This is a genomic window from Paracoccus nototheniae, assembly GCF_004335005.1.
Classification (GTDB): domain Bacteria; phylum Pseudomonadota; class Alphaproteobacteria; order Rhodobacterales; family Rhodobacteraceae; genus Paracoccus; species Paracoccus nototheniae.
Window position 1 is genome coordinate 54,001 of record NZ_RQRT01000004.1, and the last position, 23,163, is coordinate 77,163.

At 64.7% G+C, this 23,163-nt stretch carries 25 protein-coding genes; 19 read left to right on the forward strand and 6 right to left on the reverse strand.

Going from position 1 to position 23,163, the window contains the following annotated elements:
• The first annotated feature begins 8 nt into the window (after nt 1–8).
• The 7 genes from EG885_RS03280 (at nt 9) to EG885_RS03310 (ending at nt 6,121) form a co-directional block, all read left to right on the forward strand.
• Nucleotides 9–650 (forward strand): ATP-dependent Clp protease proteolytic subunit, encoded by a 642-nt coding sequence (locus tag EG885_RS03280; protein WP_131573051.1) that lies wholly within the window; start codon nt 9–11, stop codon nt 648–650.
• Nucleotides 647–1,168, forward strand: a complete 522-nt coding sequence (locus EG885_RS03285; RefSeq protein WP_131573052.1) for a GNAT family N-acetyltransferase — start codon at nt 647–649, stop codon at nt 1,166–1,168. Before EG885_RS03280 ends, EG885_RS03285 begins: the two co-directional genes overlap by 4 nt.
• Entirely contained in the window at nt 1,158–1,991 is an 834-nt protein-coding gene (gene fghA, locus EG885_RS03290) for an S-formylglutathione hydrolase (RefSeq protein WP_131573053.1), read from the forward strand. Before EG885_RS03285 ends, fghA begins: the two co-directional genes overlap by 11 nt.
• A gap of 171 nt (nt 1,992–2,162) precedes the next feature.
• Entirely contained in the window at nt 2,163–3,965 is a 1,803-nt protein-coding gene (locus EG885_RS03295) for a methanol/ethanol family PQQ-dependent dehydrogenase (RefSeq protein WP_131573054.1), read from the forward strand.
• A 130-nt stretch (nt 3,966–4,095) separates the two neighbouring features.
• On the forward strand, nt 4,096–4,758 hold the full coding sequence (locus EG885_RS03300; protein ID WP_242679478.1) for a c-type cytochrome, methanol metabolism-related: 663 nt from the start codon (nt 4,096–4,098) through the stop codon (nt 4,756–4,758).
• Complete coding sequence (locus tag EG885_RS03305; protein WP_131573055.1) at nt 4,758–5,591, forward strand: quinoprotein dehydrogenase-associated putative ABC transporter substrate-binding protein; 834 nt, start codon at nt 4,758–4,760, stop codon at nt 5,589–5,591. The genes EG885_RS03300 and EG885_RS03305 overlap by 1 nt, the downstream gene beginning before the upstream one ends.
• Nucleotides 5,588–6,121, forward strand: coding sequence for a PQQ-dependent catabolism-associated CXXCW motif protein (locus EG885_RS03310; protein WP_242679479.1), 534 nt, complete (start codon nt 5,588–5,590; stop codon nt 6,119–6,121). Before EG885_RS03305 ends, EG885_RS03310 begins: the two co-directional genes overlap by 4 nt.
• Here the strand turns inward: EG885_RS03310 and EG885_RS03315 are convergent.
• The 3 genes from EG885_RS03315 to EG885_RS03325 are packed head-to-tail and all read right to left on the reverse strand — an operon-like array spanning nt 6,096 to nt 8,117.
• Complete coding sequence (locus tag EG885_RS03315; RefSeq protein ID WP_165571021.1) at nt 6,096–6,980, reverse strand: Vgb family protein; 885 nt, start codon at nt 6,978–6,980, stop codon at nt 6,096–6,098. The two genes, EG885_RS03310 and EG885_RS03315, sit on opposite strands and share 26 nt — an antisense overlap.
• 52 nt (nt 6,981–7,032) lie before the next feature.
• Nucleotides 7,033–7,590 carry an SRPBCC family protein gene (locus EG885_RS03320; RefSeq protein WP_131573057.1) on the reverse strand — a complete coding sequence of 186 codons (558 nt, stop codon included), beginning with the start codon at nt 7,588–7,590 and terminating at the stop codon, nt 7,033–7,035.
• On the reverse strand, nt 7,587–8,117 hold the full coding sequence (locus EG885_RS03325; protein ID WP_131573058.1) for a DUF3280 domain-containing protein: 531 nt from the start codon (nt 8,115–8,117) through the stop codon (nt 7,587–7,589). Before EG885_RS03325 ends, EG885_RS03320 begins: the two co-directional genes overlap by 4 nt.
• A gap of 161 nt (nt 8,118–8,278) precedes the next feature.
• Between EG885_RS03325 and EG885_RS03330 the strand changes: the two genes are divergently transcribed.
• From EG885_RS03330 to EG885_RS03355, 6 genes are all read left to right on the forward strand, one after another.
• Nucleotides 8,279–9,466: an ABC transporter substrate-binding protein gene (locus EG885_RS03330; protein WP_131573059.1), complete on the forward strand. Its 1,188-nt coding sequence runs from the start codon at nt 8,279–8,281 to the stop codon at nt 9,464–9,466.
• Between the two features lie 8 nt (nt 9,467–9,474).
• Nucleotides 9,475–10,446, forward strand: coding sequence for a YVTN family beta-propeller repeat protein (locus EG885_RS03335; RefSeq protein ID WP_165571022.1), 972 nt, complete (start codon nt 9,475–9,477; stop codon nt 10,444–10,446).
• A 274-nt stretch (nt 10,447–10,720) separates the two neighbouring features.
• Entirely contained in the window at nt 10,721–11,095 is a 375-nt protein-coding gene (locus EG885_RS23535; RefSeq protein ID WP_379106019.1) for a cupredoxin domain-containing protein, read from the forward strand.
• Between the two features lie 5 nt (nt 11,096–11,100).
• Nucleotides 11,101–11,823, forward strand: a complete 723-nt coding sequence (locus EG885_RS03345) for an ABC transporter ATP-binding protein (protein WP_131573060.1) — start codon at nt 11,101–11,103, stop codon at nt 11,821–11,823.
• Nucleotides 11,820–12,647 carry an ABC transporter permease gene (locus EG885_RS03350; protein ID WP_131573061.1) on the forward strand — a complete coding sequence of 276 codons (828 nt, stop codon included), beginning with the start codon at nt 11,820–11,822 and terminating at the stop codon, nt 12,645–12,647. Before EG885_RS03345 ends, EG885_RS03350 begins: the two co-directional genes overlap by 4 nt.
• Nucleotides 12,644–13,237 (forward strand): hypothetical protein, encoded by a 594-nt coding sequence (locus EG885_RS03355; RefSeq protein ID WP_131573062.1) that lies wholly within the window; start codon nt 12,644–12,646, stop codon nt 13,235–13,237. The genes EG885_RS03350 and EG885_RS03355 overlap by 4 nt, the downstream gene beginning before the upstream one ends.
• 9 nt (nt 13,238–13,246) lie before the next feature.
• Here the strand turns inward: EG885_RS03355 and EG885_RS03360 are convergent, their stop codons facing one another.
• Nucleotides 13,247–14,227, reverse strand: coding sequence for a glycosyltransferase (locus EG885_RS03360; RefSeq protein ID WP_131573063.1), 981 nt, complete (start codon nt 14,225–14,227; stop codon nt 13,247–13,249).
• Between the two features lie 175 nt (nt 14,228–14,402).
• Here EG885_RS03360 and rfbC point away from each other — a divergent pair, with 175 nt between their 5' ends.
• Genes rfbC through EG885_RS03390 form a run of 6 tightly spaced genes read left to right on the forward strand, consistent with a single transcriptional unit; the run spans nt 14,403 to nt 20,270 of the window.
• Entirely contained in the window at nt 14,403–14,963 is a 561-nt protein-coding gene (gene rfbC / locus EG885_RS03365) for a dTDP-4-dehydrorhamnose 3,5-epimerase (protein ID WP_131573159.1), read from the forward strand.
• On the forward strand, nt 14,960–15,997 hold the full coding sequence (gene rfbB, locus EG885_RS03370; protein WP_131573064.1) for a dTDP-glucose 4,6-dehydratase: 1,038 nt from the start codon (nt 14,960–14,962) through the stop codon (nt 15,995–15,997). The genes rfbC and rfbB overlap by 4 nt, the downstream gene beginning before the upstream one ends.
• Nucleotides 15,994–16,851: a dTDP-4-dehydrorhamnose reductase gene (rfbD, locus tag EG885_RS03375; RefSeq protein ID WP_242679481.1), complete on the forward strand. Its 858-nt coding sequence runs from the start codon at nt 15,994–15,996 to the stop codon at nt 16,849–16,851. Before rfbB ends, rfbD begins: the two co-directional genes overlap by 4 nt.
• A complete protein-coding gene (gene rfbA / locus EG885_RS03380) occupies nt 16,848–17,720 on the forward strand; it encodes a glucose-1-phosphate thymidylyltransferase RfbA (protein ID WP_131573066.1) in 873 nt (290 codons plus the stop codon). The genes rfbD and rfbA overlap by 4 nt, the downstream gene beginning before the upstream one ends.
• Before the next feature lie 31 nt (nt 17,721–17,751).
• On the forward strand, nt 17,752–19,374 hold the full coding sequence (locus tag EG885_RS03385; protein WP_131573067.1) for a glycosyltransferase: 1,623 nt from the start codon (nt 17,752–17,754) through the stop codon (nt 19,372–19,374).
• Complete coding sequence (locus EG885_RS03390) at nt 19,371–20,270, forward strand: glycosyltransferase family 2 protein (RefSeq protein ID WP_131573068.1); 900 nt, start codon at nt 19,371–19,373, stop codon at nt 20,268–20,270. Before EG885_RS03385 ends, EG885_RS03390 begins: the two co-directional genes overlap by 4 nt.
• Before the next feature lie 18 nt (nt 20,271–20,288).
• On the opposite strand, the gene EG885_RS03395 is transcribed toward EG885_RS03390, so the two are convergent.
• Nucleotides 20,289–21,941, reverse strand: coding sequence for a sulfotransferase (locus tag EG885_RS03395; RefSeq protein ID WP_131573069.1), 1,653 nt, complete (start codon nt 21,939–21,941; stop codon nt 20,289–20,291).
• Between the two features lie 4 nt (nt 21,942–21,945).
• Entirely contained in the window at nt 21,946–23,079 is a 1,134-nt protein-coding gene (glf, locus tag EG885_RS03400; protein WP_131573070.1) for a UDP-galactopyranose mutase, read from the reverse strand.
• Nucleotides 23,080–23,163: the final 84 nt, after the last annotated feature.

Here is a 23,163-nt window from a genome sequence, read left to right on the forward strand (position 1 = left end):
GCAGGCCGATGCGTCACCAGTGGTTGAACGATGACGACGACGACGAACCGGAAGAGGGCGACCGCCGCCACCAGAGCGACAAGGACGGCGGACTGGGCCTTCCCGAAGGCGACAAGATCGGCAAGCTGTATTTCAAATCGCGCACGGTGATCGTGGCGGGCGCCATCAACGACAAGCTGGCGCAGCGCACCGTGGCGCATCTGCTGGCCCTGGCCGAGGATGGCGACGGGCCGATCAACATGCTGATTTCCTCGCCCGGCGGGCATGTGGAATCGGGCGACATGATCCATGACGTGATCAAGTTCATCCGACCCACGGTCCGCACAATCGGCTCGGGCTGGGTGGCCAGTGCGGGCGCGCTGATCTTTGTGGCGGCGAAAAAGGAAAACCGGTTTTGTCTGCCCAATACGCGGTTCCTGATCCATCAGCCCTCGGGCGGGATCGGCGGCACCTCGTCGGACATGATGATTCAGGCTGAACAGGTGCGCCTGATGCGCGACCGTCTGAACCAGGTCTTTGCCGAGGCGACCGGCCAGAGCGTCGAGCGGATCGAAAAGGACACGCAGCGCGATTTCTGGCTGAACACGCAAGAGGCGCTGGATTACGGCCTGCTGGGCCGGGTGATCCGCACCGTGGACGACCTGAAATGACCGGGTCTGGCGGGGTGGTCATCCGCCCCGCCACCCCCGACGATCACGACGCCATCTGGGATATCCTGCGCCCCGTCTATCGCGCGGGAGAAACTTATTGCATCCCCCGCGACATCACCCGGGACGAGGCGCTGGCCGACTGGTTCGCCGCACCCTTCACGGCGTTCGTGGCGCTGGCCGGGGGCCGCGTTCTGGGCACCAGCCATGTGGGCCGCAACCGTGCGGGGGGCGGCGCCCATGTTGCCAACGCCTCGTTCGCCACCCATCCGGCGGGCCGGGGCAAGGGCATCGCCCGCGCCCTGGCCGGTCATGCGAAATCCTGGGCGCAGGCGCAGGGTTTTCGTGCCATGCAGTTCAATTTCGTCGTCTCAACCAACAGCGATGCCGTCCATTTGTGGCAGACGGTCGGGTTTGAGGTTGTGGGCCGCCTGCCAGAGGCGTTTCTTCACCCACAGCTGGGACCGGTCGATGCGCTGGTCATGTTCCACATCCTGAAGGGAGAGACGAATGAGCTTTGAGACCCTATCCGAGACCCGCAGCTTTGGCGGCACGCAGGGCGTCTATCGCCACAAGTCGCAGGCCACCGGCACCGACATGACCTTTGCCGTCTACCTGCCCGAGATGGCGCAGCACGGGCGTGTGCCGGTCCTGTGGTATCTGTCCGGTCTGACCTGCACCCATGACAATGCGATGACCAAGGCCGCCGCCCAGCAATGGTGCGACGAGGCTGGCATCGCCATCATCTTTCCCGACACCTCGCCGCGCGGCGAGGGGGTGGCCAATGACGAGGCTTACGATCTGGGGCAGGGCGCGGGCTTTTACGTCAACGCCACGCAGGATCCGTGGAAACCGCATTTCCAGATGTGGCATTACATCGTGCATGAACTGCCGGAACTGATCAGCGACAATTTTGCCATCGACCGCGATGCCATGGGCATCACCGGCCATTCGATGGGCGGGCATGGCGCGCTGACCATCGCGATGACCCATCCCGACCGCTATAAATCCGTCTCGGCGTTTTCGCCCATCGCGAATCCGACGGAATCGGACTGGGGCCGCAAACAGTTCACCGCCTATCTGGGCGAAGATCGCGACGCGTGGCGCGCCCATGATGCGACGATCCTGATGACCGAGAAGGGCTATCCCGGCGAGGTGTTGATCGATCAGGGCGCGAACGACCAGTTTCTGGACCTGCTGCGCCCGGAATCACTGGCCCATGCGATGATGGCGCGGCGCCAGCCGGGTCAGTTCCGGATGCATCCGGGCTATGATCACAGCTATTTCTTTGTGCAAAGTTTCATGGCCGACCACGTCTTCTGGCACGCTGAACGGCTGGTCTGACGCGATTGCCGAAAATTCCCGGGCTCTCTGCCGTTTTCCCATAAGACTTTAGGGGCAAATGGCAGGGGCTTCGATTGACGCCAAGGGGTGCGCGACCAACACTCGGTCAATGGACAAGCTGCGGGGGGAGGAAATCCGCGGCACTGCATCCAGCGAGCGGAGGAGCACTTGATGAAACATCTCTTGAACAGCGCGGCTGTCGCCTTGCTTTTGACGGGTGGTTCGGCATACGCAAACGAAAGCGTGTTGGCCGAGACCGCCAAGCCAGAACAATGGGCGATCCAGACCGGCAACTATGCCAACCAGCGCTATTCCGAACTGGATCAGATCACCCGGGAAAACGTCGGCGACCTGCGCGTCGCCTGGAGCTTCTCGACCGGCGTTCTGCGCGGGCACGAGGGTGGGCCATTGGTCGTGGGCGACATGATGTATGTCCACACGCCCTTCCCCAACAACATCTTCGCGCTGAATCTGGCTGACAACGGCAAGATCGCCTGGCGCCACACCCCCCAGCAGGATCCCGAAGTCATCGCGGTCATGTGCTGCGACACCGTTTATCGCGGCGTCGCCTATGCCGACGGGCTGATCCTGTCGCATCAGGCCGACACCACGCTGGTCGCGCTGGATGCGCTGACCGGTGAGGTCAAATGGTCGGTCAAGACCGGCGATCCGGCCATTGGCGAGACGAACACCGCGACCGTGATGCCGGTGGGCGACAAGGTTCTGGTCGGCGTCTCGGGCGGCGAATACGGCGTGCGTGGCCGGATCACCGCCTATAACCTGTCCGACGGCACCGAGGCGTGGAAAGCCTATTCCACCGGCCCGGACGAGGAAATGCTGGTCGATCCCGAAACCACCACCCATCTGGGCGAGCCGATCGGCGCCGACAGTTCGCTGAACAGCTGGGAAGGCGATCAGTGGAAGATCGGCGGCGGTTCGACCTGGGGCTGGTTCAGCTATGACCCGGATCTGAATCTGGTCTATTACGGCACCGGCAACCCCTCGACCTGGAACCCCAGCCAGCGGCCCGGCGACAACAAATGGTCGATGACGATCATGGCGCGCGATGCCGATACCGGCATGGCCAAATGGTTCTATCAGAAGACCCCTCATGACGAGTGGGACTATGATGGCGTCAACGAGAACATCCTTGTCGACAAGGAAATCGACGGGGTCGAGCGCAAGCTGCTGGTGAACTTTGACCGGAACGGGTTCGGCTATACGCTGGACCGCGAGACGGGCGAGCTGCTGGTCGCCGAAAAGTTCGATCCGGCGGTGAACTGGGCCACCAATATCGACATGGACAAGGAATCGGAAACCTACGGCCGTCCCATGGTCGTGGCCGAATATTCCACCGCGCAAAACGGCGAAGACACCAACACCACCGGCGTCTGCCCGGCGGCACTGGGGTCCAAGGACCAGCAGCCGGCGTCCTATTCGCCGAAAACCGGTCTGTTCTATGTGCCGACCAACCACGTCTGCATGGATTACGAACCCTTCCGCGTCGCCTATACGGCGGGCCAGCCCTATGTGGGCGCGACCCTGTCGATGTATCCCGCACCTGACAGCCATGGCGGCATGGGCAACTTCATTGCCTGGGACGCCGTGGCCGGCGAGATCAAATGGTCGCTGCCGGAACAGTTCTCGGTCTGGTCGGGCGCCCTGGCGACCGCTGGCGATGTCGTCTTCTATGGCACGCTGGAAGGCTATCTGAAGGCGGTCGATGCCGAAACGGGCGAGGAACTCTACAGCTTCCGCACCCCCTCGGGCATCATCGGCAACGTCATGACCTATGAGCGTGACGACAAGCAGTACATTGCGGTGCTGTCGGGTGTCGGCGGTTGGGCCGGGATCGGCCTGGCAGCCGGTCTGACCAACCCCAATGACGGTCTGGGTGCCGTGGGCGGCTATGCCGCGCTCAGCGACTATACCGAACTGGGCGGCCAGCTGACCGTGTTCGAACTGCCGGGCTAAGACCGTCCGGGCGAAACGTCTCATACTTTCGTTTCGCAAACGTAAGCTTGATCTGTGAAGGGACCGCCCCGGCATTAGACTGGGGCGGTTCCGTCTGAGGAGAGCAGACGATAATGAGAGGAATTCCGACATGAAAGCGATCACCAGCCTGACGGCGCTGGTTCTTGGCGCATCCCTTGCGGGGATGGCCATGGCCCAGACCGCACCTGGCACCGATGCCCCCCCGGCTCAGGCCGGGGCCGGTGCCGCTGCGGCCACGTCCGGGGCCAGCGACGCCGCCGCCGCCCCCGAGGCGCCTGCCGAAGACGCCCCTGCGGCAGAGGAGACCGCAGACGCCGCCGCAGGCGACACGATCCTGCCCAACGGTCAAGACACCACCCCGGTCGAGGAAGTGGACGGCCGCTGGCGCAATGATGAGGATATCCCGACCTTCAAGGTCGAGGATGGCGTGGTCGATTTCGCGACCTTCAACGGCTTTCGCCGCTATCACGCGGAATGCCATGTCTGCCACGGTCCCGATGGCGAAGGCTCGACTTATGCGCCGGCGCTGAAGAATTCGGTGCTGCGGATGGATTACTACGACTTCATGGAGGTCGTCGCATCCGGCAAGCAGGGGTCGAATTCGGTCATGCCCGCCTTTGGCACGAACAAGAACGTCTGGTGCTATATCGACGACATCTATGTCTATCTGCTGGCGCATGGGACCGACACGATCGGTCGGGGACGTCCCGCAGAACGGGCCGATAAATCGGACGATTATACCGCGCAGGAAGATTCCTGCATGTCCAGCTGATGGGGCGCCCATCGACGGGACGACGGGGCGCGCTGCTGGCCCTTGCCATGGCGGGGTCGCTGGCGTCGCCCGCCATGGCGCAGGTCGCCGATCTGCGATCCACCACCCAGTTCCGGGTCTGCGCCGATCCGGCCAATTCGCCCATGTCGTCGCGGGACGGCACGGGGTTCGAAAACAAGCTGGCCGATCTGTTCGGCCAGCAGTTGGGCCTGCCGGTCACCTATAGCTGGTTCCCGTCGGGGATGGGGTTTATCCAGCGCACGCTGCGCATGGGCACCTGCGATGTGGTGATCGGTTTTGCCCAAGGCGATGAATTGGTTCAGAACACCAACCATTACTATACCTCGGTCTATGGCATCGTGACCCGCAAGGACGGCCCGCTGGCGCAGGTGGACCGGCTGACCGATCCAGCGCTGAAGGATCAGGATATCGGCGTGGTCGCGGGCACGCCGCCCGCAACGCATCTGGCCCGCGCCGGGCTGGCGCCCAACATGCGCGGCGCCGATCTGTTCGTCGACCGCCGGGTCGAGGATCCGATGGGCGATATGCTGGAGGGCGTGCGCAACGGCGATCTGGGGGCTGCCGTGCTGTGGGGGCCCTTGGCCGGGCCGCAGGTCAAGGACGATCCCGACCTGCAATTCGTGCCGCTTTTGCACGAGGAAACCGCGCCGCGTCTGTTCTTCCGCATCACCATGGGCGTGCGGATGGAGGAACAGGAATGGAAACGGGAACTGAACAGCCTGATCCGCCGCAATCAGGATGCCATCAACCAGATCCTGCTGGATGCTGGCGTGCCGCTTGTCGATGATTACGGCAAGGAGCTGATCCTGTGATCCGCGCGCTGGCATTCGCTTTGATGCTGGCACAGGCGGCGGGGGCCGAGACGGTCCCCGAGCCGTCGGATTACCACGGCGAGCCCTATCGATCCGCGGTTCCGGCCACGCTGGCCGGGGCCGAGGTGATCGACACCGATCAGGCCATTGCGCTGCAGGGGCAGGGCCGCGCGGCGTTTTTCGACGTGCTGCCCCGCAAGGCCCGGCCCGAAGGCCTGCCCGAGGGCACGATCTGGAACGCCCCCGTGCACGAGACGATTCCCGGCGCGCTGTGGCTGTGGGATACCGGCTATCAGGCGCTGGCCCCGGCGGAACAGGCCCGCCTGCGGGATGCAATGACCCAGGCTCAGGCCGACCACCCGGACCGGCTGCTGGTCTTTTTCTGCCGCACCGATTGCTGGATGAGCTGGAATGCCGCGCGCCGCGCCATCGAATGGGGGTTCGATCCGGTGATCTGGTATCCCGGCGGCACCGATGCCTGGGTCGCTGCGGGTCAGCCGCTGGTCACCGCCGAACCTGTCGCCCCGTGAAACCGCCAAAGGCGCGGGGGCCTGACGGCATCGCGATATCATGGGTGATCTGCAGGCTGGTCGCATCCAGCACGATCAGGCTGTCGGAATCCCAGTTGGCCACCGCCACCGCCTGTCCATCCGGCAAGGTCGCGATTCCCTCGGGGTAGTCGCCGACCGTGACGGTTTCCAGAACGGCCAGCGTGGTGGTGTCGAAAACGGTGACGGTGCCGTCATACTGGTCGGTCACAAAGCCCCGCCCGGCGGCAAAGGCCAGCGCATAGGGGTGGCTGCCGGTCGGCACCTGCCCGATCAGCGTCCCGGCACCGGGGTCGATGACCGACACCCGGTCGCCCTGCACATCGGCGGTGAACAGGCGGCCATCGTGAAAGGTGATGCCAAAGGGATGCGCCCCCGCCGTGGCCACGCGGTGGCGCAAATCCCCGGTCTCGGCGTCAAAGATGCTGACCGCATCGGCATCGCGATCCGCCGTGGCGACCAGCGTCCCGTCTGCGCTGACCGCGACCCCCGCAGGGGCCGCCCCCGTCGTGGCGGACCAAAGCGGGCGCAGATCGCCGTCCAGCCGCGTCAGGGTCGCGCCGTACCAGTCGGTTACGACCACGCCGTCACCCAGCACCGCCAGCCCGAATGCTCCGGCGCCCAGATCGGCGCTGGACAGGGGCAGGGCACCCTCGTCCAGCACATGCAGGCGACCGGTATCGGCGGCGATCACATAGACGCGCCCCTGCGCCGGATCATAGGCGACCGGGGCGGGCGCGCCGGGAATATCGGCATGGGCCACGATCTGCCCAAGGCCAAGGTCCACGACCGACAGGGCATTGCCGTTCTGCGAGGTCACAAAGGCAAGATCCCCGGCCATGACCGGGGATCCGCACAGAACCGCAAGGGCGATCAGCCAGCCGCGCACGGGTCTATTCGACCGTGCCGAACCGCTCGGCCAAAGCGTCCAGCCCGGCCTGATAGATGCCGTTGACGCCTGCGATGGCCGCATCGTCGTTCAGCTCTGCCGGGGGTTCGTTGTTCGGGAATCCGCGATAGAAACCGCCCTTCCACAGCACCTCGGCCTTGCCGTCCGCATCGGTCACCTGCAGGGTCGAGGAATAGTTGGTCACCGGAAGAACGGCTGTGTCCACCTCGGTGATCATGTACTTGTAGCTCATCTTGTCATTGTCGATGGCCATCAGCTGTTCGGTAATCGTGGGCGCGCCATCGGCGGCCAGAGTCAGCTGCCGGGTCGATTCATCGGGCAGATCGGCGGGCGCGCCTTCGGGGATCATCGCGGTGGCGGCGACGGCGGGATGCCAGCTCATGTCATCGAAACGGCCGATCACCTCCCACACCTCGCCGGGGGTGGCGTCCAGCACCACCGACTGTTCGGTTTTCAGGCGCGAGGGGCCATGCGCCCCCGCCATCCCGGTCATGGCGATCACCGCGCCAAGGGCGCCTGCCAGAATCGTCGTCGTCCTCATTTTTTCCGTTCCTCCCGAAAGATCACGTTTCTTAAAAGATAGCTGTAGCCGCGTCGGAACGCGTCGTCGGTATTGCCGCGGATCTCGACCGATCCCGCCCGCAGGGTCTGGCCCGTTTCGGCATCGCGCAGATGCAGGTTGATCGACTGGATCAGGTTCGACACCTTCTGAACCTCGCCCGCGATGACGTAATCGGACCCCATCTCGCGTGCGATGCGGGCATCAGCGCCGTTCGAATGGACCGGGTTCAGGATCGCCGCCACCGCTTCGGGCGGGGGGGCGGTTAGGGTATATCCGCGCGCGGTCAGATCTTCGGCGATGTAAGCCTCGGTCATTTCGATGCGGGCGGTCTGGTCGTCGCGGATGCCATTGATCGCGCCCTCGGTCGAGGTGTCGATGAAATGCAGGCCGAACCATGTCGCGGTTCCCGGCGCGGGCAATCCCTGCGCGGGCAGCCCTTGGGCAAGGGCCGCGATCGGTGCCAGCAGGGCCAGCACAAAGGTCGGTATCGATGCGATGCGGATCATCCCCTGACCATGCGCCGCACCCCCTGCGGGCGTCCACTAAGACAAAGGGCGCAGGCGCATCAGACCTAGGGTTGAGGGAAAACTTCCCATTTCGAACGGGAACATTAACCGGCTTGCCGCAGGGCCGATCCCTGCCCACCATGACACTAGGGAGAGAGAAAATGTTCAAGGGAATCATAGGACTTTTGGCGGGTGCTGCGGCACTGGCCCAACCCGCCTTGGCCCAAAGCCCCGATCCGGTGGTGATCCGGGCGGCGGTGCTGCGCGTGGACGATCCCGGCCTGCCACCGATCTCGCGGCTGGATCTGCCGCCCGAGGATCTGGGCTTTGCCGGGGCCCGTCTGGCGATCGAGGATAATGACACGACCGGCCAGTTCATGGGTCAGGATTTCGAGGCCGTCGAGGTGACCGCCAGCCCCGACACCGCCGAGGCCGAGATGGCCACGCTGCTGGACGAGGGTTTCGAATTCATCGTCATCATGGCCGATGATGCCACCACACTGGCGCTGGCCGATCAGGTCGGCGATCAGGCGATGGTCTTCAACGCGATGGCGCGGGGTGACAATCTGCGCGGCGCCGATTGCCGCTTCAACACGATCCATGTGGCGCCAAGCCGCGCGATGCTGGCCGATTCCCTGGCGCAGTTCCTGATGTGGAAGAACTGGCCGCGCTGGTTCCTGATCCATGGCAGCCACCCCGAGGATCAGGCCATGGCCGAGGCCTATCGGACCTCGGCCGCCAAATTCGGCGCCCGGATCGTCGAGGAACGCCTGTACGAGGATACCGGCGGCGCCCGCCGCACCGATAGCGGCCATGTGCAGGTGCAGGCGCAGATTCCGGTCTTTACCCAACGCGCCGAGGATCATGACATCGTCATCACCGCCGACGAGGCGGATGTCTTTGCCGCCTATCTGCCTTATCTGACATGGGATCCGCGCCCGGTCGCGGGATCGGCCGGGCTGGTCCCGCGCAGCTGGCACCCGGCGATGGAGGCCTGGGGAGGCACGCAGTTCCAGTCGCGTTTCGAACGTCTGGCCGAACGCCCCGTGCGCGAAGAGGATTATCAGGCCTGGCTGTCCCTGCGCATTCTGGGCGAGGCCGCTACCCGGGCCCAATCGGGCGATCCCGCGATGCTGAAAGAGTTCATTCTGGGCGATGATTTCGACGTGGCGGGGTTCAAGGGGCAGGCCCTGACCGTGCGGGACTGGGACCATCAGGTCCGCCAGCCGATCCTGTTGACGACCGGCGTTCTGACCACCTCGGTCAGTCCGCAGGAACAATACCTGCACCAGACCAGCCAGCTGGACACTCTGGGCATCGACCGACCCGAAACCCAATGCCAATTCTGAGAGGCGACATGAAACATCTGCTTTCTGCCACCACCGGACTTGCCCTGTTGCTGGCCTCTGGTCCCGCGATGGCCAACCGCGTCTTCATCAGCAATGAACGCAGCAATGACGTCACCGTTCTGGACGGCGAGACGATGGAGGTGATCGGCACCTATCCCGTCGGCAACCGCCCCCGGGGCATCACCATCAGCCCCGACGGGACGGAACTGTATGTCTGCGCGTCCGACGACAATCTGGTGCGCGTCTTCAACCCCGAAACGATGGAGGAAATGCACACGCTGCCCTCGGGGCCTGATCCCGAACTGTTCGTGCTGCATCCCTCCGGCAACCCTTTGTTCATCGCCAACGAAGACGACAACATCGTCACCGTGGTCGATGTGAAAACCCGCGAGGTTCTGGCCGAGGTGCCCGTGGGGGTCGAACCCGAAGGCATGGGCGTCAGCCCCGATGGCAAGGTCGTCATCAACACCTCGGAAACGACGAACATGGCGCATTTCATCGATACCGAAACGTTCGAGATTACCGCCAATGTGCTGGTGGACAGCCGCCCCCGCTTTGCCCAGTTCACGGCGGACGGGTCGAAACTGTATGTCACCTCGGAAATTGGCGGCACGGTCAGCGTGATCGATCCGGCGACGCAGACGATCACCAAGAAGATCAGCTTTGAAATTCCGGGCGTGCTGCCCGAGGCGATCCAGCCGGTGGGCGCGCGCGTCACCTCGGACGGCAAGAAACTGTATGTCGCGCTTGGTCCGGCGAACCGCGTGGCCGTGGTGGATGCCGAGACGGATGAGGTGATCGATTACCTGCTGGTCGGGCAGCGCGTCTGGCAGCTGGCCTTCAACCCCGACGAGACGCGTCTTTACACCACCAACGGCAACTCGAACGACGTGTCGATCATCGATGTCGAGACGGACGAGGTGTTGCGCTCGGTCCAGGTGGGCCAACAGCCCTGGGGCGTCGTCGTCGCCCCCAACTGATCCCAATATCCGGAGGAGAATCCACATGAACACCATCACCAGACTGATGTCCGGGGCCGCCCTTGCCCTTGTCATGACCGCCCCCGTCTATGCGCAGGATGCCGAAGTGCCCGCAGGCGACGCCGTGGTCGGCGAAGAGGCCGCACCCGGCACCCAATCGGGTGAGGCGACCGATCAGGCGAACGACCCCGCCACCGAGGGCATGGACGACGACGATGATGACGATGAAGAGGAAGCAGCCCCCGAAAGCGAAGGCCTGTACGAGGCCGGGGCCATGCATGAATACGGCTTTTCCGGCCTTCTGTCGCGCGAGAACCGCAGCGATCTGGCGCCGCTGACGCTGGCCTCGGGTCAGCCGGTCGCGGGTGGGGAATACACGATCAAGTCGGGCGGATACTATCGCATCAACATCGTCGCCGATGGCAGTCAGGAACTGGCTTTGTCGGGGGGCGATTTCTTCCGCGCCATCTGGATCAACGAGATCGTCATCGGCGATACCGAGGTTCGCCCGATGGGCATCCACAGCCTTGAATTCGATGCCGAGGGTACGGCGGTGCTCAGCTTTGTGGCGGTGCTGCCGGGGCGCTATACCCTGTCGGTGCCGGGATCGTCGGGCGACACGATGCAGGCGGTGTTCAACATCCAGTGACACCCGTGACCGCCGCGCTGCAGATCGACCATGTCAGCCACAGCTTTGGCGCCACCGAGGCGCTGAAGGACGTGTCCCTGACGGTGCCGCGCGGCGGCTTCACCGCGCTTCTGGGGGTGAACGGGGCCGGCAAGACGACGCTGTTTTCGTTGATCACCCGCCTTTACAACAACCGCTCCGGCACGATCCGGGTCGGCGGACATGATCTGCGGCGCGAGCCTGCGCTGGCGCTGGCCCGGTTGGGGGTGGTGTTTCAAAGCCGGGCGATGGATGCCGATCTGACCGTGCACCAGAACCTGATCTATCACGCCAGCCTGCACGGCATTCCGGGACGCATCGCGCGGCCCCGCATCACGCAGGTGCTGGAACAGGTCGATCTGGCAGACCGCGCCGATGCCCGCATCACCGCGCTGTCGGGCGGACAGTCACGCCGGGCGGAGATCGCCCGCGCCCTGATCCACCGCCCGGACCTTTTGCTGCTGGACGAGGCGACGGTGGGGCTGGACGTGAAATCGCGGGCCGAGGTTCTGGCCCTGACCCGCCGCCTGATCGCAAAGGATGGTGTATCGGCCTTGTGGGCCACCCATATCATGGATGAGATCGCCCCCGACGACGATCTGGTGATCCTGCATCGGGGCGAGGTTTTGCGCCACGGCCCCGCCGCCCGCATCGCCGGGCAAAAGGGCCTGACCCATGCGTTTCTGGAACTGACCGGGGTCGCCCCATGAGCGCGCGTCCCACCGCCCATGCGCGCGGCTGGCTGACGGCCTTTCTGGGCATCTCGCGGCGCGAGACGCTGCGGTTCATCAACCAAAGGGGCCGGTTTCTGGCGGCGCTGGTGCGTCCGCTGGTCTGGCTGTTCATCTTTGCCGCCGGATTCCGCGCCGTCCTGGGCCTGTCGATCACGCCGCCCTATCAGACCTATGTGCTGTACGAGGTCTATGTGACCCCCGGCCTGGTCGCGATGATCCAGCTGTTCAACGGCATGCAATCGTCGCTGTCGATGGTCTATGACCGCGAGACCGGGGCAATGCGCACCTTGCTGGTCAGCCCCTTTCCGCGCTGGTTTCTTTTGGGGTCCAAGCTGGTCGCGGGGGTGATCGTGTCGATCATCCAGGTCTTCACCTTTCTGGCCATCGCCTGGTTCTGGGGCATCCGGCCGCCGGTCTGGGGCTATGTCGCGGTGATCCCGGCGCTGATCGTGTCGGGGCTGATGCTGGGCGCGATGGGTCTGTTCCTGTCATCGGCCATCCGCCAGCTGGAGAATTTCGCGGGGGTGATGAACTTTGTCATCTTCCCGATGTTTTTCGCATCCTCGGCGCTTTATCCGCTGTGGCGGATGCAGGAAAGCTCGCCGCTGTTGCATGACATCTGCGCCTTCAACCCCTTTACCCATGCGGTCGAACTGATCCGGTTCGCGCTGTATCTGCAGATCAACTGGACCTCGCTTGCGGTGGTCATGGGATGTTTGGCGGGGTTCTTTGGGGCGGCCGCTTTCATGTATGATCCGCAAAAGGGCCTTTGGGCCCGCAGGAAAGGAGGCCCTGCATGATTCGCCTGACCTTTGTTCTGGCCGTTCTGGCGACCGGCCCCGCCTTTGGGGCGACCGGCACCGATCCCGACTGGCCCTGCATCCAGCGCAAGCAGCCGCATCTGTCCATGGGGCAGGTCTGGACCGGACCCATCCCCGACGAGGCGGTTCTGGAGCTGGCCCGCGATCCGCAGATCGCCCAGCTGGCCGAACGTCTGGAACAGCGCCGCCTGCCCATGCCCGATGCCGAGGCGGCGATCGCCGAATTTGCCGAAACTGCCGGGAATGCAGAGCTGACCGCCCTGATGCAGGCGATCTTTGAGCGGATCGAACGCGACCGGGGCGCCCTGATCGCGGGCATCGCGCGCTATGGTCAGGCCCAGCAGGACATGTCGCAGCGCATCGAGGATCAGCGCGCCGCCATGGCCGCGCTGGAGGCCGCCGAGCCGCCCGATTTCGACGCCATCGACGCCGCTGAAACCACGCTGGACTGGGAACAGCGGATCTTTACCGAACGCGGTCAGTCGCTGACCTATGTCTGCGAAACGCCGGTGATTCTGGAGCAGCGCGTCTTTGCGCTTGGCCGGGCCATCGTCACCCATCTGGACTGACGGGGCGGCTCAGCGGCCTTCGGCCAGCCTGACGACATCGGCATGGGGGCGGTCCAGCCGCCCGGCCAACCCGTCGCGCAGCGCAACCGCCAGCAGGCGCCGGAACAGCGCCGCATCGGGGCCGTAATCGCCCGCCTTGCCGCGCCATTTCAGCGCCAGCACCGGCACCAGCGGCCAGAACCACGGCCCCGCCGCCACGCGATAGGCCATCAGCGCATTGCGATACATGTAGAACACCTTCCACATCGGGCGCAGCACGACCCCTGTCTTGCCCTGCACGGCGGTGGTGTCATGATCGAACCGGACCTGCGGGGCAAAGCCGATCCTCAGCCCCTGACGGCGCATCTGCAGCGTATACAGCTGATCATCCCCATAGATGAACAGCCGGGGATCGGGCAGACCCACCTGTTCGACCGCCGCGCGCGACACGAACAGCCCGACAAAACTGCTCATGTCCACCGCGTGGATGGGGGCATCGGGGTGATAATCCGCGTCGCGCAAATGAAAGCCCGTCCGCCCGCGCCCTGACGGCATGCGGGCCAGCGTGCGCAGGAAGGCGTCCGCATGCCAGAACGGGTTGCGATAGGGGCGGTTCATTTCGCAGATGCGCCCGTCGGGGTGCAGAACCGCCGCGCCGATCGCGTCCCACCCTGTCAGATCCAGACCCCGAAAGGCCGCCACTGCACCGGGCCGGGGGCGCCCGTCATCATCCATCAGCACGAACCAGTCTGCCTGCGTGCGGTCGCGGGCCAGCTGCACCCCGACCGAAAATCCACCCGCCCCGCCCAGATTGTCGGCGGATCTGTGGACGATCAGCCGGGGGTCGTCCTGCGTCGCCAGCCAGGATGCGGTGCCGTCCGTCGAGGCATTGTCCAGCACGATCACATGATCCAGCGGCTCGGCCAGCAGGCGCCCGACCGTCGCGGTCAACTGATCCAGCCGGTCATGGGTCACGACGACGGCGGCAAGGGTCGGCAGGGTCGGGACCATTCGCGCGGGGCCTTCCGAGGCGGGGGCCGGACCAGAGGCGCGGCGGACCTGCCGCCGTTACCATGGACGCGCGGGTTCAGGCAACCGGCGCGGACCCCGCTTTTCCTGCCGATACGGGCTGACAAGACCCCCGGTTCCCCATAAACAGCACGGGAACATGAACCCCGAGGTGCCCATGCAGATCGAGAACACTCCCCTGTCCGGCGTCCTGATCCTGACGCCCGCGCGTCATGGCGATACGCGGGGCTTCTTCTCGGAAAGCTGGAACCGCAAGACGCTGACTGACGCCGGGGTGGATCTGCCCGAGTTCGTGCAGGACAACCATTCCTTGTCGTCGCAGGTGGGCACGCTGCGCGGGCTGCACTACCAGTCGCCACCGCATGCGCAGGGCAAGCTGGTGCGCTGTGGGCGGGGGCGGCTCTTCGATGTGGCGGTCGATGTGCGGCGCGGCAGCCCGACTTACGGGCAGTGGTTCGGGGCCGAGTTGAGCTTTCAGAACGGCCGCCAGCTGTGGATCCCGGCGGGCTTTCTGCATGGTTTCGTCACCCGCGAACCCGATACCGAGATCGTCTATAAATGCACCGATCATTACGACAAGGCGTCGGACGGGGCAGTGGCCTGGGACAGTCTGGGCATCGATTGGAACGTCAGCGAGCCCTTGCTGTCGGACAAGGACCGCGCGGCGCCCGCCTTCGGCGACTGGACATCCCCCTTTAGCTTCGAGGAACCGGCATGAAGATCCTGATCACCGGCGGCGCGGGCTTCATCGGCTCGGCCGTGGTCCGGCTGGCCGTCGCGCGCGGGCATGAGGTCGTGAACCTTGACGCGCTGACCTATGCCGCCAATCTGGCAAACGTGGCCGATGCGGCGCAGTCCGACCGCTATGCGTTTGAGCAGGCCGATATCCGCGACCGTCCGGCGCTGGACCGCATCTTTGCCGCCCACCGCCCCGATGCGGTGATGCATCTGGCCGCCGAAAGCCATGTCGACCGATCCATCGACGGCCCCGCCGCCTTCGTGGAAACCAACGTCATCGGCACGTTCAACATGCTGGAGGCCGCGCGCGCTTACTGGATGGCCGAAGGCAAGCCCGAGGCTTTCCGTTTTCACCACATCTCGACCGACGAGGTGTTCGGCTCGCTTGGCGAGACGGGGCAGTTCACGGAAACCACCCCCTATGACCCGCGCAGCCCCTATTCGGCCAGCAAGGCCGGATCGGACCATCTGGTCCGGGCCTGGGCCGAGACCTATGGCCTGCCGGTGGTGCTGACCAATTGTTCGAACAATTACGGCCCCTATCATTTCCCCGAAAAACTGGTGCCGGTGGTGATCCTCAAGGCCTTGGCCGGGCAGCCGATCCCGGTTTACGGCGACGGCGGCAATATCCGCGACTGGCTGTATGTCGAGGATCACGCCGATGCCCTGCTGCTGGTTCTGGAAAAGGGTCAGCTGAATCGCAGCTACAATATCGGCGGCGAGAATGAGGCCACGAACATCGATCTGGTCCGCACCATCTGCGCGCATATGGACGATCTGCACCCAGAAGGTGCGCCGCATGCCGATCTGATCACCTTTGTCACCGACCGCCCCGGCCATGACCGCCGCTATGCGATCGACCCGACCCGCATCCGCACCGAGCTGGGCTGGCGCCCCTCGGTCACCGTGGATGAGGGGCTGCGGCGCACCGTCGAATGGTATCTGACCAACCGCGACTGGTGGGAACCGCTGCTGGCGCGCGACGGCGTGGGCAAACGCTTGGGTGCGGCGTGACGGGTCTTCTGGTCTTTGGCCGCACCGGGCAGGTGGCGCAGGAGCTGGCGCTGCTGGCCCCCGATGCGGTGTTTCTGGGGCGCGAGGGTGCCGATCTGACCGACCCCCAGGCCTGTGCGGCGGCAATCATCGCCGCCCGTCCGCAGGCGGTGATCAATGCTGCCGCCTATACGGCGGTGGACCGGGCGGAAACCGACACCGAGGCTGCCCGGCTGGTCAACGCGGACGCCCCCGCCGCCATGGCGCGGGCCTGCGCCGAGCTGGGCATCCCCTTTGTCCATATCTCGACCGATTACGTCTTTGACGGATCGGGCGAGGAGGCGCGGGCCGAGGATGCGCCGACCGGCCCCCTTGGCGCCTATGGCGCGACCAAGCTGGCGGGTGAACAGGCCGTGGCGCAGGCCGGTGGGCAATGGGCGGTCATGCGGACCTCGTGGGTCTTCTCGGCCCATGGTGCGAATTTCGTGCGTACCATGCTGCGCCTCGGGGCCGAGCGGGATCGACTGACGGTGGTGGCCGATCAGATCGGCGGGCCGACGCCCGCCGCCGACATCGCAAGCGCCGCGCTGACGATCACCGCCGCCATGCAGGGCGACCCGGCCAAGGGCGGCAGGTATCACTTTGCCGGTGCGCCCGACACATCATGGGCGGGCTTTGCGCGCGAGATCATGGCGCAGGCGGGCCTTGGGGCCGAGATTGCGGACATCCCGTCCAGCGATTATCCGACCCCCGCCGCCCGGCCCCTGAATTCGCGGCTGGATTGCAGCCGCATCGCGCAGGATTTCGGGATCGCGCGCCCCGACTGGCGGGCCGGTCTGGCCCGCGTTCTGGATCAACTGAAGGACAAGCCATGACGACGCGTAAGGGTATCATTCTGGCCGGGGGATCGGGCACGCGGCTGTATCCGATCACCATGGGCGTGTCGAAACAGCTGCTGCCGCTGTATGACAAGCCGATGATCTATTATCCGATCACCGTGCTGATGCTGGCCGGCATCCGCCAGATCGCCATCATCACCACGCCCGAGGATCAGGCCCAGTTCCAGCGCCTGCTGGGCGATGGCAGCCAATGGGGGATCGACTTCACCTGGATCATCCAACCCTCTCCCGACGGGCTCGCACAGGCCTATATCCTGGCCGAGGATTTTCTGGACGGGGCGCCATCCGCGATGGTGCTGGGCGACAACATCTTCTTTGGTCACGGGCTGCCGGAACTGCTGGCATCCGCCGACGGTCGCGACAGCGGCGGGACGGTCTTTGGTTATCGCGTCTCGGACCCGGAACGCTATGGCGTGGTGGATTTCGACGATCAGATGCGCGCCCGCGCGATCATCGAGAAACCCAAGGTTCCCCCGTCGGACTATGCCGTCACCGGCCTCTATTTCCTCGACGGCACCGCGTCCGAACGCGCCCGCGCGGTCCAACCCTCGGATCGCGGAGAGCTGGAGATCACCACCCTGTTGGAAAGCTATCTGCATGATGGCGTGCTGACGGTCGAACGCATGGGGCGCGGCTTTGCCTGGCTGGACACCGGCACCCATGCCAGCCTGCTGGATGCGGGCAATTTCGTGCGCACGCTGGAAAACCGTCAGGGCCTGCAGACCGGCTGCCCTGAAGAAATCGCCTTTGATGCAGGCTGGATCACCCCCGACCAGCTGCGCGAACAGGCCAAACGATATGCCAAGAACGATTATGGTGCCTATCTGATGCGGCTTGTGTCGTAACCGGTCGCCCTGACAGATGGAAATGTTGCCGATGTCCCAATTTGCCTCTTTGAAGCCCGCCGAACCTGCGACGGTCACCCATCTGGATGCCTGCATCGCCGAGGCGCGCCGGATCTATGAAACGCTGTTCCCGACCCAAACCCTGCATTTCGTGGTCTTTATGGGCCACAGCCCCATATCTGCCAGTCCCGAGGTGATCGAGGGCACGCATATTCCGCGCCCCGTCGATCTGGGGCCGGACTATCTGGGAACGATCACCCGGCCCGGTCATCACCCGGACGCCCCCGAGGTGACGATCCGGCTGGCGCTGCCCCGTCCGCCCCTGCCCGGAGAGCTGAAGCAGACCGAGGCTCCATGGCAGCCCATCCGCCGCCTTGGCGCGCTGTTCCGTGCCAGCCCGATGGCCTATGAGGTCGTCCGCTATCAGGCCGAGATGCTGCGCAAGCGCCGGACCGAGGCCCGGCATGACAAGGCCGCCCTGCCCTTGGGCGAAGGCTCGGCCCTGTTCCCGCGCCCCAAGGCCCCGGACAGCGACCGGCGCCCCGCCATCCTGATCGGCATGCACTGGCTGGAACTGGGCGGCGCCGAAAAGCTGGGCATGGACACGGTGCACTGGGCGCTGAAGGCCGGGCTGCGGGTGTTCGTCGTGGCCTCGGTCCCGGCGATTCAGCGATTGGCGGACCGGCTGCCGGATCATCCCGATGTCACCTTTATCCGGCTGGACCAGTATCTGCCCGCGCCTTTGTGGCCGCGCTATGTCGAAAAGCTGGCCTTGGCGGAAAACATCCGGGCGGTTCACATCCACCATTGCGTGCCGCTGTATGAAAGCCTGCCGATGCTGCGCATGCGGCTGCCCTGGATCACCACGATCGACAGCACGCATATCATCGAATACGCCAATGGCGGCTATCCCCGTATTTCGGGCGTGTGGTCCAACTATCTGGACATGCAGCATGTGATCAGCAAGGAGCTGGCCGATTACTTTCAGCGCGCCGTTCAGCCGCCTGCGGGTCGGGTGGTCTTGGGGCGGATGCTGGACCGGAACGACGATGCTGCCAGCCTGCCGCCGCTGCGGCTGCAGCCGGGACAAAAGACCCTGCATGTCAGCTTTGTCGGGCGGATGTATTACCAGAAACGCCCCGTCATCGTGGTCGCGATCCTGCGGGCGCTGGACGCATGGGCACAAAAGAACGGCGTCACCCTGACCGGCACGATGGTCGGTGAAGGCCCGTTCGAGGCGACCGTCACCCGCCTGCTGCGCCGCCATGGTCTGGGCGGCAAGATCACCCAGATGCCCGGCAACACCGATGTCCCGGCGCTGCTGGGTCGCTCTGACATCCTGCTGCTGCCGTCGAACAACGAAGGTCTGGCGCTGGTCTGTTACGAGGCCGTGGCGCAGGGCTGCATCCCCATATCCACCCGCGTGGGTTCGCAGGACGAGGTTCTGCCCGAGGGGCTGCTGGTGCCGCTGGCGCCCTTTGCCTCGGTCAAGGGCACGGTGGCGGCGGTGGACCGCATGTGGCGCGACGCGGATTTCATGACCAGGCAAAAGGACGGGCTGGCCGCCGCTTGGGCACGCCTGTCCGCCGATCCGACCGCAGAAGAGGTGCTGACCCCCCTGTATCGCCGCATCGCCGCAGGAGAGGTGCGATGAGCCCGCTGAACAAGACGGCGGCCGTCATCGTCACCTTCAACCGCTCGGCCAAGCTGATGAAGGTGCTGGACGCGCTGGCGGCGCAGACGCTGCGGCCCGATATCGTGCTGGTCGTGGACAATGCCTCGACCGATGACACGGCGGCGCTGGTCGCCGCGCGGGCGGCGGACGATCCGACGATCCGGCATCTGCGGCTGCCCGCCAATGTCGGCGGCGCCGGGGGCTTTCATGCCGGCATCAAGGCGGCCTATCAGATGGGCGCGCAGTATTTCTGGATCTCGGACGACGATGCCTATCCGCGGCCCGATGCGATCGCGGCTCTGCATGACGCCCTGACCGGGTTCCAGGCCGATAATGGCTGGCGCCCCAGCTTTGCCTGTTCGCGCGTCGAATGGATCGACGGCACCCTGTGCGAGATGAACTGCCCCCGCACGGTCTGGGACTGGGCGCGCTTCGTGCGCCCGGATCGCGCATGGCCGCTGGTGGATAGCTGCTCTTTCGTGTCGGTCATGATCCCGCGCTGGGCGGTCAGCGAACACGGGCTGCCCATCGCCGACTATTTCATCTGGTTCGACGATGCCGAATACACCCGCCGGATCGCCCGCAGCTATCCCGGCATCTTTGTGCCCGAAAGCGTCGTGGTCCATGACACGCCCGACAATCGCGGCGTGAATTTCGGGCTGGTCGATGACAAGAGCCTGTGGAAATTCAAATATGGCGCCCGAAACGAAGCCTCGTGGCGGCGCAGCCGGGGCGGGCTGATCAGCGTGCTGGCCTATGCCTATGGCGTGCGTGGCCAGATGCGGCAGGGCAATGTCCCCGCCCGCCAGCGTCGCCAGATTTATGGCGCGATCCTGAAGGGGCTGGGGTTCCGGCCGGTGATCGAGAAAGCCTGAGGACCGCTGGCAGATCGCCTAATGCTTGAGGCGGACCCCCAGAACCGCCTCGATCTGCGCCTGATCGAAGGGCTCGTCCAGCTTGTCGAACAGGGGTTTCATCGCCAGCGGGTCGCGCGAAAAGCTTTCATAGGACATCATGATCGAATGGTCCGGATGGGCCGCATGATAATCGGCAAAGCGCTTGTCCATGTCGTGAACAAGCGCTTTGACATCCTCTTCCTTCCAGTTTTTCCACCATGCCGATTGCGCGACATCGCTGACATTGCGCGTGTTAAAGATGAACAGCGGATCCTTGAAATGATAGCGCATGAATTCCAGAAGATTGGGAAAGCGATCACCCAATGCGTTGTACCTGATTTCCTTGAAGCCAAAATATTTTGCGTCTCTGGGCGGCTGCAGCACATGGTCGATCAGGGCATCGATCATCCCCGCCCCGAAGATGCTGGGACGCATCAGATCGGCGCCGTACCACGGGTGATTTTCGGGCTGTTGTTCTTTGCCCCATGAGCCGCGCGTCAGGCGTGCGCGCATCGCCGCGCTCCAGATCGGTTCGATCACGTTGTGGTTTTCGCCGCGCATCGTGCATCCGGGCAGGGTCTGGACAAGGCTTTGCAGCAGGGTCGATCCCGTCCGCCCATAGGTGATGATGAAGATGTTGCGCTTGAGCTGGGGAAAGCGCGCCGTCAACCGGTGAGAAGGGGTGGGCGTCATGGCAGGGTCCGTTGGCATCGGGGGTGCAGGGGGGCGAGACTGACCGGTCTTATCAGGCGTATTCATGGTCTTGGCGGCCTCGTTCCGGATCCTTTCAAGATCGGGGGATTGCGGAAACCGGGGCAAGGCGGCGGTGCAGATCCGTCCGGCCAGCTCTGGCCGCTTTCGCGCCATCGCGTGGCTGGCCATCACGATATGATATTGCGCCGACCCTTTGCGCCGTCGCGCAAGCGTCTGAAAGCGGTCGGGTGTCAGCGTCGTGTCGATCATCTCGCGCGTGATCTGTTTCAGGATCCCCATCTGCGACAGCAGCCGCGAAACGCCATGCCCGCCTCCGGGCAGCTTTAGATGGGTGATGGTGGCGCCCTGTCCGAAGCGCGCCGCATGGCGGGCGTCCAGACGATCCAGGCTGTCGTAAAGAACATAGCAATGGCGGGCATGGCCGATCCCGTCCGCAGCCTCGCCATAAGGAAGACGCCAGTTCTGGGCCCGGCCTTCCGCAAAGCGCCATTCCCACGGGACGGTGCCCTTTTTCAGCGTGCTTTGGGGGCTGAACGAGATGACGACCGCGCCCGGCACCAGCCCGGCAAAGGCCGCCGCAGCAAATCCGCCCATCGAGCCGCCGGTCATGACGACCCGGTCGAACGACGCAAAGAACCCGTCATCGCGCATCTTGTTCAGGGCGCGGATCAGATCGGCGTCGCGATACCAGACCGCCTGCCGGGCAATCACGCCCAGAAGGGAATAGCCTTCGTCGCGATAAAACGCGTCGCCCCATGTCGGGCGACCGTCATAGGCCTCGTGTCCCGGTCGCGCGGCATTGTCAAAGCTGACGACCAGCGTGCCGTTGCCCGGCTCGAACTGAAGGCGGTGCATGCCAAGTTCGTGGCTGAAGGCCGTTTCTGGCCGCGCCATCGGCGGCGCCGGACGCTTGCGCGAAAAGAAACTTTTCAACATCTGATCAAACCGTCACTGTGAACGCGGGCATGGGATCGGAATTGCGGTTAAAGACCGCCACCGTCTCCAGCGCCTCGCGGATGGTCACGTCCATGTCCAGATAGCGATAGGTGCCAAGCCGTCCGACAAAGGTCACGCCCGGTGTCCCGCGCGCCAGATCGACATACTGTTCCAGCAGCGCCTTTTCCTGAACCAGACGGATCGGATAATAGGGGGTTTCGCCCGGCTCGGCGGCACGGGCATATTCGCGATAGCAGACCGTGCCCTCGTGCGTTTCCCAGGGGCTGAAATGCTTGTGTTCGGTGATGCGGGTGAAGGGCACCTGACGGTCGCCATAGTTCATCACCGCGCAGCCCTGATAATCGCCCTGCGTCGTGAAGCGTTCGAAATCCAGCGTGCGATAGCCAAGCCGACCAAGGCGATAGTCGAAATACCCGTCCAGCGGCCCCGACCAGAAAACGTGATCGGCCGCGGCCCCCATCTGGGGCGTGAAGGGGGTGTCCAGATCGACGGTGATGCGCGGGTGATCCAGAATGGCGGCGACCATCGCGGTATAGCCGTCCCGCGGCATCCCCTGAAAGCGGTGAAAGAAATAGTTGTCGTCGTAGTTGAAGCGCACCGGCAACCGCTTGAGGATCGAGGCGGGCAGCTGGGTCGGTGAACAGCCCCATTGCTTTTCGGTATAGCCTTTGAAGAACGCCTCGTACAGTTCCGGGCCGACGAAACGCAGGGCCTGATCCTCGAAGCTTTGGGGGTCGGTGATGGTGGTGTCGGCCTTGCTTTCGATCAGCGCGCGGGCCTCGTCGGGGCGCAGGGTGGTGCCAAAGAACTGGTTGATGGTCAGCAGGTTGATGGGCAGCGAATAGACCCGGTCCTGCGCGGTGGTCTTGACCCGGTTCTGGAACGGCAGAAAGGTCGCAAAGCGGTTGACGTAATCCCACACGCCCTGATCATCGGTGTGAAAGATGTGGGGGCCATAGACATGCATCATCACCCCGGTATCAGGATCGCGTTCGGTATGGCAGTTTCCGGCGATATGGGGGCGCGCGTCGATGATGCGGCAGTCATGCCCGGCCTCGGCCAGTTCGCGCCCGATCACGGCGCCCGACAGCCCCGCCCCCACCAGAAGTATCTTCATCACTTGATCCCCATCGATCCCGCCCGCGCCGCCACCGCTCGGGTCCATTTGCGGTGCTATACCCTTGGTCTGGCGCCAAGTCCA